Source organism: Phyllobacterium sp. (assembly GCF_037994405.1).
Classification (GTDB): domain Bacteria; phylum Pseudomonadota; class Alphaproteobacteria; order Rhizobiales; family Rhizobiaceae; genus Phyllobacterium.
In genome coordinates this window covers 1-13,356 of the sequence record NZ_JBBNAN010000084.1, presented here as the reverse complement: position 1 = coordinate 13,356, position 13,356 = coordinate 1, and the positions used below count along the sequence as shown (strand labels likewise).

12 protein-coding genes and 1 pseudogene are annotated in these 13,356 nt (G+C 56.2%); 3 read left to right on the top strand and 10 right to left on the bottom strand.

Going from position 1 to position 13,356, the window contains the following annotated elements; all coding sequences use genetic code 11:
• Positions 1-93: 93 nt before the first annotated feature.
• The 3 genes from AAAC48_RS04965 to AAAC48_RS04955 form a co-directional block, all read right to left on the bottom strand.
• Positions 94-1,425 carry a DNA polymerase IV gene (locus AAAC48_RS04965; protein ID WP_340653107.1) on the bottom strand — a complete coding sequence of 444 codons (1,332 nt, stop codon included), beginning with the start codon at positions 1,423-1,425 and terminating at the stop codon, positions 94-96.
• A gap of 83 nt (positions 1,426-1,508) precedes the next feature.
• Entirely contained in the window at positions 1,509-1,796 is a 288-nt protein-coding gene (locus AAAC48_RS04960) for a DUF3572 domain-containing protein (RefSeq protein WP_340653106.1), read from the bottom strand.
• A 15-nt stretch (positions 1,797-1,811) separates the two neighbouring features.
• Positions 1,812-1,997 carry a hypothetical protein gene (locus AAAC48_RS04955; protein WP_340653105.1) on the bottom strand — a complete coding sequence of 62 codons (186 nt, stop codon included), beginning with the start codon at positions 1,995-1,997 and terminating at the stop codon, positions 1,812-1,814.
• Between the two features lie 109 nt (positions 1,998-2,106).
• On the opposite strand from AAAC48_RS04955, the gene AAAC48_RS04950 reads away from it, so the two are divergent.
• Complete coding sequence (locus tag AAAC48_RS04950; RefSeq protein ID WP_008122893.1) at positions 2,107-2,478, top strand: response regulator; 372 nt, start codon at positions 2,107-2,109, stop codon at positions 2,476-2,478.
• 24 nt (positions 2,479-2,502) lie between these two features.
• Complete coding sequence (locus AAAC48_RS04945; protein WP_340653104.1) at positions 2,503-3,882, top strand: PleD family two-component system response regulator; 1,380 nt, start codon at positions 2,503-2,505, stop codon at positions 3,880-3,882.
• Positions 3,883-3,948: 66 nt separating this feature from the next.
• Here the strand turns inward: AAAC48_RS04945 and rpmG are convergent, their stop codons facing one another.
• From rpmG to topA, 6 genes are all read right to left on the bottom strand, one after another.
• The gene (rpmG, locus tag AAAC48_RS04940; protein ID WP_008122896.1) at positions 3,949-4,116 is read right to left on the bottom strand and encodes a 50S ribosomal protein L33; all 168 of its coding nucleotides are present in this window, start codon (positions 4,114-4,116) and stop codon (positions 3,949-3,951) included.
• Between the two features lie 372 nt (positions 4,117-4,488).
• Positions 4,489-5,655 (bottom strand): MFS transporter, encoded by a 1,167-nt coding sequence (locus tag AAAC48_RS04935; protein WP_340653103.1) that lies wholly within the window; start codon positions 5,653-5,655, stop codon positions 4,489-4,491.
• Between the two features lie 12 nt (positions 5,656-5,667).
• On the bottom strand, positions 5,668-6,387 hold the full coding sequence (locus AAAC48_RS04930) for an NUDIX hydrolase (RefSeq protein WP_340653102.1): 720 nt from the start codon (positions 6,385-6,387) through the stop codon (positions 5,668-5,670).
• Between the two features lie 4 nt (positions 6,388-6,391).
• Positions 6,392-6,823: a DUF983 domain-containing protein gene (locus tag AAAC48_RS04925; protein WP_340653101.1), complete on the bottom strand. Its 432-nt coding sequence runs from the start codon at positions 6,821-6,823 to the stop codon at positions 6,392-6,394.
• The gene (rnr, locus tag AAAC48_RS04920) at positions 6,820-9,132 is read right to left on the bottom strand and encodes a ribonuclease R (RefSeq protein ID WP_340653120.1); all 2,313 of its coding nucleotides are present in this window, start codon (positions 9,130-9,132) and stop codon (positions 6,820-6,822) included. The genes AAAC48_RS04925 and rnr overlap by 4 nt, the downstream gene beginning before the upstream one ends.
• Positions 9,133-9,155: 23 nt before the next feature.
• Positions 9,156-11,768, bottom strand: coding sequence for a type I DNA topoisomerase (gene topA / locus AAAC48_RS04915; protein WP_340653100.1), 2,613 nt, complete (start codon positions 11,766-11,768; stop codon positions 9,156-9,158).
• Positions 11,769-12,094: 326 nt separating this feature from the next.
• On the opposite strand from topA, the gene AAAC48_RS04910 reads away from it, so the two are divergent.
• Positions 12,095-12,295, top strand: a complete 201-nt coding sequence (locus AAAC48_RS04910) for a hypothetical protein (RefSeq protein ID WP_340653122.1) — start codon at positions 12,095-12,097, stop codon at positions 12,293-12,295.
• On the opposite strand, the pseudogene AAAC48_RS04905 reads toward AAAC48_RS04910, so the two are convergent.
• Positions 12,263-13,339, bottom strand: a pseudogene (locus tag AAAC48_RS04905) (DNA-processing protein DprA). The gene AAAC48_RS04910 and the pseudogene AAAC48_RS04905 sit on opposite strands and share 33 nt — an antisense overlap.
• Between the last annotated feature and the right edge of the window lie 17 nt (positions 13,340-13,356).

Sequence of the window (13,356 nt, the reverse complement as noted above, 5' to 3'; positions counted from 1 at the left end):
CAACCGGACACATCTAATTTGCAACGCCAGGTAGAGGTTCTTGTATGAGAATCGCCGATTCTTGTGCAGGAATTGGAGAATGTCATATGAAAATCAGCCATTCTCGTTTGAATCTGTCTCATCCGACATGTTCTTTGTTCGAGATTTGATCTTGCCGAAAGTATAGCCGGTCTCAACTGCGTCATTCCCGAATTTCCCGCGAAGCTTGTCAATTGCAGTTTCCGCAACCGCGCGCTTAGTGGCTTGAATATCGACGAGGTCGAGCGGGTCGGCCCTGCCATCATCGCTGAGGTCACTGACGCCGATCCCAAGCAGGCGAAACCGCGTTCCATCGATCTCCTTTTGGAGCAGCGAATACCCGGTGCGGAAAATGCGGTCGGCGAGTTGGGTGGGATCGGCCAGCTGGCGATTTCTTGTTCTGAGTTTGAAATCGCACGACTTCAGTTTGAGCACGACCGTCCGTCCGGCAATGTCGGCCGCCTTGAGGCGCCGGGAAACCTTTTCGGACAAGGACCGCAAGATCGGTACCAGCTCGTCCATTGAAGCGATATCTTCATTGAACGTCGTTTCCGCCGAAACGCTTTTGCTCTCGCTTTCGGGTTCGACGCGGCGCGTATCGAGCCCGCGCGAGAGGCGATAAAGCCGCTGGCCCATTGTGCCATAGGCTGCCATCAGCGGGCGCTGTTCCATCGTCTGCAGTTGTCCGATGGTGCGGATCCCATCTCGCTCCAGAGTTGCGGCAAAGGCCTTGCCGACACCCCAGATCATCGTCACGGGCTTGTCGGCCAGAAAGGCGAGGGCTTCGCCTTCGCCGATAATGGAAAAGCCGCGGGGTTTGTCGAAATCGGATGCTATCTTTGCCAGGAACTTGCAGTAGGAAATCCCGACCGAAACCGAGAGTCCCATTTCCATTTCAACGCGATTGGAAAATTGCGCCATTACCCTGGCGGGCGGATCGTGATGCAGACGTTCCGTCCCGGACAGATCGAGAAAGGCTTCATCGATGGATAGGGGTTCAACCAGCGGGGTCAGATCGCGCATCATCTGCCGGATTTCGCGGCCGACCCGGACATATTTCTCCATGTCGGGTTTGATGACGACAGCGTGCGGGCAGGCCTCCAGCGCCTTGAACATCGGCATTGCCGACCTCACACCATGGATGCGCGCGACATAGCAAGCTGTTGAAACAACACCGCGTTTTCCGCCGCCAATAATGACCGGCTTGTTGCGCAGCTCCGGATTGTCGCGCTTCTCGACCGATGCATAGAAGGCGTCGCAATCCACATGAGCGATGCTGAGGCGATAGAGTTCCGGATGGCGCAACAGCCGCGGACTTCCGCACACATGACAACGCCGGCTTCCAGACGTCTGGGCCGCCAGACAGTCACGGCAAAAACCAAATCTCGGATCGTTGACGGGCGCCATGATGCTCGGAACATAAAAGGAACATGTTGACCTTAGCGAAGGGGTCCGGTCCTTGCAACAAGCGCTCCTGAACTATCAACCGTTCAAATGATTTCCTGCCGGCCGCCTGGTAGCAGCCGCAGTGCTTCTTGAAAAACAGCGGGGTCTGTCGCTGTCGCCTCGCAATAGCGCATCAAAGTCGGCTCGTGCGCGAGATAGAACTGGAGAACCCCCGCCAGGAAGCCCGGTTCATTGGCTGCGCTACGAATCTGGTCTGCACTGATACCGGTCAAGGCAAGAAAACGGGAAAGCAATTCACTGTCTTCAGCCAGAAACACCAGAGAATTGATTGCAAGCGTCTGGGCATCCTCGAGATTGATCTGTTTCTTCACCTTGCCATCCGTTCGCTATGTGTGGGGATTGCTGCGCCCGCGCAACAACAATTCAATTTGATCACTCCATACGCCTTTTCGCCGCCAAAAGAGCTGTAGCCGGTTGAATATGATCAAAAGAAGATGTTCAATAAATCCTTGGTTAAACATGATCAGCGGCATTTCCGGATTGAGCTGAAGAGTTTCCTTTTCATCAATCATCACAGGCTATCAAATACATCCATACAGTTGGGGCTGCTGCCTGACCCTTGTCCCATAGATTCTGACAGGTGGCATGCGCCTTTCAAGCATGATCAACAGGATATTGCCAATGGTAAAGAAAGTGATGATCGTCGAGGACAACGAGCTTAACATGAAGCTCTTCCGCGATCTTATTGAAGCCAGCGGCTATGAAACGATCCGGACCCGCAACGGGCTGGAAGCGCTTGATCTTGCTCGCGAACATCGGCCAGACCTCATACTCATGGACATCCAGTTGCCTGAAGTATCAGGATTGGAGGTTACCAAGTGGCTGAAGGCGGACGATGATCTTCACGTTATCCCGATCATCGCGGTCACGGCCTTTGCGATGAAGGGTGACGAGGAACGCATCCGTCAGGGTGGTTGCGAAGCCTACATCTCCAAACCCATCTCGGTGCCGAAATTCATCGAAACCATAAAATCCTATCTTGGCGACGCTTGACCGTCAGTATTACCGGAGTGAAAAATGACGGCCCGCATACTTGTCGTTGACGATGTTCCCGCCAATGTGAAGCTGCTGGAAGCGCGGCTAAGCGCGGAATACTACGAAGTCGTGACCGCCGCGGATGGATATGCAGCGCTCGATATCTGCGAGAACAGCAATGTCGATGTGATTCTCCTGGATGTGATGATGCCCGGCCTGGACGGCTTTGAAGTCTGCCGCAGACTGAAATCCAGGCCCTCGACGGCTCATATCCCGGTCATCCTAGTGACGGCATTGGATCAGGACTCGGACCGGATCACCGGCCTGAATTTCGGGGCAGACGATTTCCTGACCAAGCCGGTGAACGACTTGCAACTTCTTGCACGCGTAAAGAGCTTGGTCCGGTTGAAAAACGTGACTGACGAGTTGCGGTTGCGCGTTGCCACAACCCGCGATGTCGGGCTGGAGTCGATCTTGCGATTCCCGGCAGGCGGCGAGGGCCTTACAAAGAACGCCCGCATACTGCTGATAGACGAACGGCCAGAAAGCATCGAGCGTATCCAGCGCAGCCTTGCGGACGAGGGAATTGTCGATGTTCAGATCGATCCGCAAACAGGATTCTTTGATGCAATTCAGGGCAATCATGATTGCCTGATCATTTCGTCCAGCTTTTCCGATTTCGATCCGTTACGCATTTGTGCGCAGCTGCGATCACTGGACAATACTCGGTCGCTTCCGATCATCCTCGTTGCTGATCCGGGCGAAGAAACGCTGATCAGGCGTGCCCTCGAACTTGGCGTCAATGACTATGTGGTACGCCCGCTCAATCCGAATGAATTGCTGGCAAGGTTACGCACGCAATTGCGGCGCAAGGCCTATCACGATGGCCTGCGCGCCAGCGTCGTCAAGACGTACGAAATGGCTGTCACAGACAGCCTGACTGGCCTGCACAACCGTCTTTATCTCGAAACACATCTTGTCACGCTGTTCAAGCGAGCTGTCGAGCGTCGGCGCCCCTTGTCGATTCTGATGACGGATATTGATCGATTCAAGCTGATCAACGACACCCATGGTCATGATGGCGGCGATGAGGTGCTGCGCGAGTTCGCCCGGCGGCTGCGTCGCAACGTACGCGGCAGTGATCTTGCCAGCCGCTATGGCGGTGAGGAGTTTTTCATCGTCATGCCGGACACCGACGCGACGCTTGCAGCTATCGTCGCCGAGCGGATCAGGCGCGAAGTGGCGTCCACTCCGTTTGTCATAAATCAAAGCGGGACAAGCGTGCCTGTAACGATCAGCATTGGTATCGCCAGCGTTTTGCCCAAGGAAGATAACGTCCAGAACCTTCTCAAGCGTGCCGACGAAGCTCTCTACGATGCCAAAGCCTCCGGTCGTAACAGGGTTGTGTCGGCAGCCGCATGAATGCGTTTGATCGCACAAACAAAAATGCCGCCCCGAGGCGGCATTTTTATTTCTGGAGTGCCAAGATTACTTGATCTTGGTTTCCTTGAATTCAACGTGCTTGCGTGCGACCGGGTCGTACTTGCGGAAAGACATCTTCTCCGTCTTGGTACGGCTGTTCTTGCTCGTAACGTAGAAGAAACCGGTGTCAGCGGTCGACAGAAGCTTGATCTTGATATTCGCAGCCTTAGCCATTTTCAGTTTACCTGTTCTGATTATTGAGGACCGCTATTCAAGTCCAGCAGCGTGGCTATAAGCGGAAATTCGGCCGGACACTTAACCGAATGGGGCGAAAAGTCAAGCCTAGCTCGATGATCTCATGAATATATTCGACCAGAGCGTGTTCGCCAAGACAACTCACACAGCCCCATCGAAAAATTGCTTCAACCCAGCGTTTGTTGCCGACCGCAACAAATCAGGCAATGAGTGGGAGACACATGGTCTATGGCAATCCGGGTTTATTTTCAGAAATAAAGGAAAGAGAGGGGTGGGCGAAAGCTCACCTCTCACTCCAAGTATCAATAAAGCATTGTCCCCAATGAATCCAAGCGCGCTGTGGTTGCAGTGCTACCCCCTGCGGCTGATCAGCCGGGACCCAACCAGAAGTGCGTAAACAGCAAAAAACACTGCAAGTGCGACGGAAAAGCCCTTTGGTCCCATGAGATCCATGCCGACGCCGACGGCCTGCGGGCCAACGAGCATGCCGATAGCGTAACAGAAGACGAAAGCGGCATTGGCTGAGGCTAATTCCCGCCCGGTAAGTTGTGAGCCAAGATGCGCAAGGCCCACCGTATAAAGGCCGGCAACCACACCGCCCCAGACAAAGAGCAATGCGGCAACAAGATACCAGTTGGCGGAAATGAAAGGCAGAACGCACATGCCGGCAAAGCCGATAATAGCGCATGCCAGCAGTATCTTGCGGCGATCATTGACATGATCGCTGAGAAGCCCGATCGGGATTTGCAAGAGTACGTTGCCCAGGCCTATCGTGGTGAGCAGCAACGCTGCGTTGGCCTCGCTATAGCCGATACGTGAGCCGAAGACGGGAAAGAGCGCAAAACCGCCGGTCTCCACGGCACCGAAGACAAAGACCGCAGCTGTTGCAGTCGGGACGGCCCAAATGAACGGTGCGAAAGGTACGTGTTCTTCTTCATGAAAATCCGGGCTCTCGTTCCACGCAAAGAGCACCGGGAGCATGGCGAAGAGGATGATGCCGAAGCCGACGGCAAACGGCGTGATGCCGACACTGCCGATACGCGAAAACAGCCAGGGTCCCAGCGCAAAGCCCAGGGAGAGAACCGTCGCGTAAATGCCGAGGACCAGCCCGCGTTTTTCCGGGGGAGCAGCTGCATTTATCCAGTATTCCGACAGGATAAAGAGCATTGTCAGCGCGAAATGGAGAAAGACGCGCAGCACCACCCACATCCAGAAATCGGTGAAGTAGTGAAAGCCGACAAAGGAGAAGCCGCCGATGAGCAGCATGGCCAGGAGTGTCGGCACCACACCGAATCGGGCAGCTATGGGGGCGGCAAACGGAGCGGCGACAATGGAAGCAATACCTGCAACAGCAGCGTTGAGGCCAATCATGGTCGCAGAATGGCCGCGGCTCTCCAGAATGACGCTCAGAAGCGGAATGCCAAGGCCGATGGCAACGCCAACGGAACTGATGGTGGCGATGGCTGCGACAAGCGCGCGCCAGGAAGACCGAGCGATCGCCAGGTCAGACGTCTGCATTGCATCCATAAATCAAAAAACCTCTCGGACGAATCGTCCATATTTCATGCGGTATTGAATGACGGCATTGCCGGGTTCGAGTGTCGGATTGGCGGCTAGGACCGCTTCTGCCTCCCGTATGATCATCCGGGTGATTTCCGGAATGTCGAGCCGCGTTGCTTCCGGAAAGGGGAGCCAGCATAATTCTTCGAGTTCTTGAGACGGGCCGGTCGCTTCTGGAAGAGAATCGGCCACAGCATCGCGAAAGGCGAGGAAGAACCGCGTGTCGAATCGGCGCAAACCACCTGGCGGCGTCGTGGCTCTGGCAAAATAACGCAGTACCGAAAGGTCCGGGTGAATGTTGCGTTCGACAAATGCGGCCCAATCCGGGTGCGCAATTGACGGGCTTTCGCGATGCCGGCGTCCAAGAAGAAGCCCCGCCTCTTCGTAGGTTTCGCGGATTGCTGAGAGAGCAAGAGCGCGGCAGCGCTGAATGCTGGAACGGCTGCCCATCCCCGTTAGCAGTTTCGTCTGGTCATCCTCGGAAAGCTCCGCGATGGCGCAAATGCGTCCGTCTGCCGCTTCCGTCCGTCCTCCGGGGAAGACGAATTTCCCGGGCATGAACACATGGCGCATGTGCCGCTTGCCCATGAGAATGCGCAGTTCGCCGCCGGAACGGTCAACCAGCAATAGTGATGCTGCATCGCGCGGCCTGATCCTGCTCGATGTTTTGCTCAGTCCATTTACTGCCATGAGATCACTGGTCCGATGGCTCCAGATCGTCGGTCTCGCCACCGAAACCATGCATGTAATTTGCCCATTGCAATCCAATAATCGCACCTTTCACCGGCTGCAGCAGCGCTATCGACATGAGGATCGTCAATGGCACCCAAATCGCCAGATGCACCCAATTGGAAAGCAGAAACAGCGTCTCAACCGCCAGAAATCCTCCAAGGACAATATGGCCGACAATTGTGATGGTTATATAGGCGGGAAAATCGTCCGCCTGTTGATGGGTGTAATCCTCGCCGCACACGGCACAGTGATCGACCGATTTAACAAAAGCACGAAACAGTCTGCCTTCGCCGCAATGCGGGCACCGGCAGCGAAAACCTCGCCACATGGCTTGTCCGACCGGACGCACCGGCCTTGCCGGGGCGGTGTCTGCGCCAAAGATTTGTACAGTCATCCTCTGCCTCGTCGCCCGCCGCGCGATACGCTGGTTGGACGTTTCTGGTTTCCGCGTATGAAACGCTTTGCCTTGTGATGCGAGCGCACACCACTGGGAACCGGGTGAGGCTCGGAGAGCATTTCGAACCGCAATGCGCCTGCAACGGGCAATGCTTCGACCAGACGAACCTCGACGATATCGCCAAGCCGAAAGCCTTTTCCGCTCCGTTCGCCGGAAAGGGCATGGTTGGTTTCATCGTAAAGATAGTAATCATCGCCCAAAGTTGAAATGGGAATAAACCCATCGGCACCATATGTCGCAAGCGACACGAAAAGTCCGGCCTTGGTAACGCCCTGCACGCGTCCCTCGAAACTGCTGCCGACCTTGTCCGCAAGATAGTGGGCGATCAGGCGATCCACCGTGTCGCGCTCCGCAGCCATGGCACGGCGTTCCGACGTCGAAATGAGAGCTGCGATCTCAGGCAGCGCCGCTTCTTCTTCTCGCGTAATGCCATCGGGTCCGAGCCCCAGAGCCGAGATAAGGGCGCGATGGACGATCAGATCCGCATAGCGGCGGATCGGTGAGGTGAAATGGGCATAGCGAAGGAGATTGAGGCCAAAATGGCCAATATTCTCCGGATTGTATTCGGCTTGCGATTGGGATCTGAGGACGACCTGATTGACCAGTTCCTGCTGCTCGCTGCCTTCTACGCGCTTCAGGATGTGATTGAACTGGTTGGGCCGGAGCTCCGCACCGCGTGCCAGGGAAATGTCGAGCGTCCGCAAGAATTCCCGCAGCGTTTCCTGCTTTGCCAGGGAAGGCGCATCATGAATGCGGAAGATCAGCGGCTGCTTCTTGCGCTCCAGCGTCTCCGCTGCCGCGACATTGGCCTGGATCATGAATTCTTCGATGAGCTTGTGCGCATCGAGCCGCGGCGGAACGATCACCTTGTCGACCTTACCTTCCGGCGTCAGCAAGATTTTCTTCTCGGGAAGATCGAGCTCAAGCGGTTCACGTGCATCGCGGCCACGCTTCAGCGTCGCATAGGCAGCCCAGAGCGGCTTCAGGATCGTATCGAGGATCGGCGCGGTCTTTTCGTCCACCGCGCCATCGATTGCCGCCTGTGCTTGCGGGTAGGCTAGACGCGCATGCGATCGCATCATGATGCGATGGAAGCTGTGCGAGATCTTGCGGCCCTCTGCGTTGAAGATCATCCGGACGGCAAGGGCAGGGCGATCCACGAGTTCCTTCAGCGAGCAGAGGTCGTTGGAGATGCGCTCGGGGAGCATTGGCACGACACGGTCCGGGAAATAGACCGAGTTGCCACGCTTCAACGCTTCGCGGTCGAGCTGCGAACCAGGTGTCACATAGGCTGCAACGTCAGCGATGGCGACGGTGGCGATGAACCCGCCGAGATTCTTTTCATCCGGGTCTGGCTCGGCATAGACCGCGTCGTCGTGGTCCTTGGCGTCGGCCGGATCGATTGTCACCAGCGGAACGTGGCGCCAATCCTCGCGGTGCGCCATGGTGGCCGGCTTGGCCTTTTCGGCTTCCGCGATCACGCTGTCGGGGAAGACATGCGGAATCTCATGTTCATGGATCGCGATCATCGACAGCGCTTTTTCGCTCGCGACAGATCCTATGACCTGGGTAATCCGACCCAGCGCTAGCCCGTAACGGCTGACCTTCAGGACCTCCACCTCAACGAGATCATTGGCCTTGGCATTGTTCAGCTGATTGGGATCGATGGAGAGTTCCACCTGACGCCGTTCGACCGGTTCGAGGCGCCATTCGCCATTGTCTAGTTGGCGCAACACACCGAGAACCGCGTCCTTCCTGTGTTCGATCCGCTTGATGACGCGCGCCGTATAGGCCGGGCTGGAAGGATCGGCGCCGTGAAAAATGCGGGCGAGCACGCGGTCACCGACGCCGGGTGTCGGACCTTTCTGGTTGCGCGAGGCACGGATGAAAACCACGGGCGGGCGTTCCTGATGGTTGGCGTCCCATTCCGCCGGCTTGGCAATCAGGCCGCCGTCACCTTCGCGCCCGGTGATGTCCAGCACCGCAACGTTTGGAAGGCTACCCGGGATCGAATGCCGTTTGGCGCGCTTTTCGACGAGACCGTCGTCGGCGAGATCGCGCAGAATATCCTTCAACGCGATCCGTGCTTCGCCCTTCAGATTGAAAGCTTTGGCAATGTCACGCTTGCCGGCGCGATCCGGATTCTCCTTGATGAACTGAACAATCTCGTCGCGTCCCGGCATAAAGGCGTCACGATTCGGAGCTGCAGAATTGGCAGGCCGCTTTTTTCCGCTGGGTGGAGAGATACGGCGTGCCAATCGTTTATGTCCTAACTTGCTTTTTTGGCTGCAGCTTTTTTCGCGGCCGGTTTCTTCGCGGCAGGCTTTTTGGCCGCCGCTGCTCTTTTTGCAGGCGCCTTCTTGGTGCCCTTGGACCCTGCCTTTTCGGCGATCATAGCAAGAGCTTCCTCGACCGTCACCACTGCAGGATCCTTGCCTTTAGGCAGTGTGGCATTGACCTTGCCCCAATTGACGTAGGGACCATACTTGCCATCGCGCACGGTGATCACGCCGCCGTCCGGATGTTCGCCGAGCTCCTTGAGAGCCGCCGGTGTACCCCGTCCGCGTCCCGGTCCCTTTGCCTGCTTCTCGGCAAGAACTGTAACGGCGCGGTTGAGGCCAATCGAAAACACGTCTTCGGCGCTTTCCAGATTGGCATAGGTGCCGTCATGTGAGATGTACGGACCATAGCGCCCGATCCCGGCAGAGATCATCTTGGCCGTCTCGGGATGCTGGCCGACGTCACGGGGCAGGGAAAGTAGCGCCAAGGCTTTCTCATGATCGGTTGTATCGATCCTCCAGCCCTTTGGCAGGCTGGCGCGCTTGGCTTCCTTGCCTTCACCACGCTGAATATAAGGACCGAAACGGCCATTACGCGCGGTAATGTCTTCGTCGGTGTATGGGTCCTTACCGAGCAATTTCGGTTCATCACCGCCATTGCCGTTTTCATTGGCCGCTTCACTTCCGCCGAGCTGGCGGGTGAACTTGCACTCGGGATAGTTCGAGCAACCCACGAAAGCGCCGTACTTGCCGAGCTTCAGTGAAAGATTGCCGGTACCGCATACCTGACAGATGCGCGGATCACTGCCATCTTCCCGCGGCGGGAAGACGAGTGGCCCAAGCTGATCGTTCAGGGCATCAAGCACGTTGGTGACGCGCAACTCCTTGATCCCATCGACAGACCCGAAGAAATCCGTCCAGAAATCGCGCAGGACATCCTTCCACTTGAGCTTTCCGTCAGAAATCTCGTCGAGCTTTTCTTCAAGATCCGCGGTGAAATCATATTCGACATAGCGCTTGAAGAAACTTTCGAGGAACGCGATGACCAGCCGGCCCTTGGCTTCGGGAATAAGCTTGCGTTTGTCGATGGTGACGTATTCGCGGTCGCGCAAGGTGGCGAGCGTCGCGGCATAGGTGGATGGCCGGCCGATGCCAAGCTCTTCCATCTTCTTGATAAGCGTCGCTTCCGAATAACGCGGCGGCGGTTCGGTTGAATGCTGTGTGGCGTTGATCTTTTCGCGGGCGAGAGCCTCGCCGGCGCGGATCTCGGGAAGACGGGCGCTGTCTTCATCGACATCCTCTTCTTCGCGGTGATCCGTATAGGCGCCGAGAAACCCGTCAAACCGCACAACGGAGCCGGTGGCACGCAGCTGGGCGAAGCGCGGGCCGTTCTGCGCATCGATGTCGACGGTCGTTCGCTCTATATCGGCAGACTGCATCTGGCTGGCGATCGCACGCTTCCAGATCAGCTCGTAGAGCTTGGCCTGATCAGCATCAAGATACTTGCGCATGTCCTTGGGATGCCGATTGAAATCCGTTGGACGGATCGCCTCGTGCGCTTCCTGCGCGTTCTTTGCCTTCGTCGCGTAATAGCGCGGCTTCTCCGGCACATATTTTTCACCGAACACCTTACCGATGGTTTGGCGGGCTGCCTGAACGGCTTCCGGTGCCATCTGCACGCCATCGGTACGCATATAGGTGATCAGACCAGCGGTTTCGGTGCCAAGGTCCAACCCCTCGTACAGCTTTTGCGCAATCTGCATGGTTCGCGAGGCAGAAAAGCCAAGTTGGCCCGAGGCAGCCTGCTGCAAACTGGACGTGGTAAAGGGTGGCCCAGGACTGCGCTTGATAGGCTTCGCTTCGACCGACGATGCCTTGAAGGACGCGCCTTCCAGCATGGTACGAAGATCGCCGGCCTGTTCGGCATTCTTGATGTCGAGCTTGCCAAGCTTCTTGCCATCGACTGAAACCAGGCGGGCTTCAAAACCGTCATTACGCGGAGTCTTCAGCAGCGCAGCGATATTCCAGTACTCTTCGCGGACGAAACGTTCGATTTCCGCTTCCCGATCGGCGACAAGGCGCAGTGCGACCGATTGGACACGGCCTGCGGAACGAGCGCCTGGCAGTTTGCGCCAGAGAACAGGCGAGAGGGTGAAGCCGAACAGATAGTCCAAAGCACGTCGCGCCAGATAGGCATCCACAAGCGGCATATCGATGTCGCGTGGGCTTGCCATGGCATCAAGTACAGCGCCCTTGGTGATCGCGTTGAAGACTACCCGTTTGACCGGTTTCTTGCCGATGGCCTTTTTCTGCTGCAGGACTTCCAGCACATGCCAAGAGATTGCCTCACCCTCGCGATCCGGATCGGTTGCGAGAATGAGTCCATCGCTGTCTTTCAGGGCCTTGACGATATCGCTGAGGCGCTTCGATGAAGCCGAGTCGACTTCCCACGACATGGAGAAGTCATCATCGGGACGCACCGAACCATCCTTGGCCGGCAGGTCGCGCACATGGCCGAACGAGGCCAGGACCGTATACCCTGAACCGAGATACTTGTTGATTGTTTTGGCCTTGGCAGGCGATTCAACGACGACAACGTTCATTACAGATTTGAGCTTTCCTGCCCTTGTCAGATTACAAAAGCACTAATTTCACATCGGAATAGGCCTGTGAAATGAACAGGCTTCGGCATAACGTCAAGGCCTGCAGGCCAAAAATCGTTAATTGCAACCTTAGGTTGCTCATCGGACTTATGCAATTAATGGTATTTTTCTGCAGGGTTCAAGGCTATAGTGGAATTATGGCGAGTCGTTTCTCGTTTACGCATATAGAGTATAAAAACAGCAGCTTAAGTAGGCATAAATTGAGTAATTTCTGGCCAAAGTATAGGGCCCATTTTCTATATAATTTTATATTTGATGATGAAATTATGAGCGAGAGTCCAATCAATCGGATTGAAAGTGCAAGGTTATTTCAACAGATGCTGGCTGAATTACGCGCAGTGGCCAAAACAAATCGGATAGAGATGTTGGCCAATCTTATTGAGATTGCATATATTGAAGGCAGCCATCAGTTGCGCAAGGACCTTGGCGCAGGTTCAAGGGTAAACCAGCGAAACGTATCCGCCTGAGTGACGCTGCAAACGGCCGGCAAGATCAAGTTCAAGCAGAATCAGCATTACCACTGAGGGACGCAATTCGCTGGTGCCGATAAGATCGTCGATCTCAGGAACGTGGCCGAGCAAGTTGATAAGACGGTCCCGATCGGTTTCATCGGGAGGATTGATCGTCGGGAATTCACTAGAAAAGCTCGATCGTCAAAGAAAGGCCGCTCCACAAGCCGCGTCAGGGCGGTCAAGACATCTTGGGTAAATGTCGTCACGATGGCTCGATTCTTGAGCAGCCCGTTGGTACCTTTTGCTCTTGGGTCAAGGGGAGACCCGGGAACGGCAACGACCAACCGGCCAAATTCTCCTGCAAGTCGTGCGCTGATCAGGGAGCCCGAGCGCTCTGCAGCTTCAACTACGACCAATCCAACCGACAATGTAGCAATGATCCGGCTGCAAGGTGGGAAATCCCTGGCGCGAGGCTCCCAACCAAACGGCATTTCACTGATCGCTTATTGCTTTATAGAGATCAATGTTTTCTGGAGGGTAGGGTAGGTCCCGGCCCCCGGACCATCACTGCCACCGTCCCATAGTCGAGGCTCGCTTCATGTGCAGCAGTATCTATTTCGCGTGCAAGCCGGAAAGGATGGCATAGCCTGCTTCGCCAAGCTCCCTCGCAATCGTCCGCGCGAATTTGATTCCCGCCATTGAGGCATTGCGAGCACCAGCGATGGCTATTGGCGGAAGCCGGAAGACCTCGGGGTTGCCTTTAATCGTGACAATGGTGGAGGATTGTCGCACTGCCGCAGATGGATAATCCGGTTCACCAATCCCAACAAAAACAGCGCCCATGCGCTTGGCGCCATGCATCTCGCGTTCGGCGTCAGCAAGGCCGGCGATACGGATTGGCCTTTTGGCACCGCCGCGCCGCACCAGCTCGGGCAGCATTTCCAATGCATCGGCAGCGGAGCCGCAATGCGCGATCAGGTCGCAAAACGTGGCGGGACCGACATTTTCGCTGCGGATCAGACGCGGCCAGCTCAGCCGCTGGCTCTCAGAAAGGCGTATGCCCTTCCTCTCGTCGC

Coding starts and splice junctions, on each gene's coding strand:
- AAAC48_RS04965 (WP_340653107.1), bottom strand. CDS start 1,425: ATGGCGCCCGTCAACGATCCGAGATTTGGTTTTTGCCGTGACTGTCTG.
- AAAC48_RS04955 (WP_340653105.1), bottom strand. CDS start 1,997: ATGATTGATGAAAAGGAAACTCTTCAGCTCAATCCGGAAATGCCGCTG.
- AAAC48_RS04950 (WP_008122893.1), top strand. CDS start 2,107: ATGGTAAAGAAAGTGATGATCGTCGAGGACAACGAGCTTAACATGAAG.
- AAAC48_RS04945 (WP_340653104.1), top strand. CDS start 2,503: ATGACGGCCCGCATACTTGTCGTTGACGATGTTCCCGCCAATGTGAAG.
- rpmG (WP_008122896.1), bottom strand. CDS start 4,116: ATGGCTAAGGCTGCGAATATCAAGATCAAGCTTCTGTCGACCGCTGAC.
- AAAC48_RS04935 (WP_340653103.1), bottom strand. CDS start 5,655: ATGCAGACGTCTGACCTGGCGATCGCTCGGTCTTCCTGGCGCGCGCTT.
- AAAC48_RS04930 (WP_340653102.1), bottom strand. CDS start 6,387: ATGGCAGTAAATGGACTGAGCAAAACATCGAGCAGGATCAGGCCGCGC.
- AAAC48_RS04925 (WP_340653101.1), bottom strand. CDS start 6,823: ATGACTGTACAAATCTTTGGCGCAGACACCGCCCCGGCAAGGCCGGTG.
- topA (WP_340653100.1), bottom strand. CDS start 11,768: ATGAACGTTGTCGTCGTTGAATCGCCTGCCAAGGCCAAAACAATCAAC.
- AAAC48_RS04910 (WP_340653122.1), top strand. CDS start 12,095: ATGAGCGAGAGTCCAATCAATCGGATTGAAAGTGCAAGGTTATTTCAA.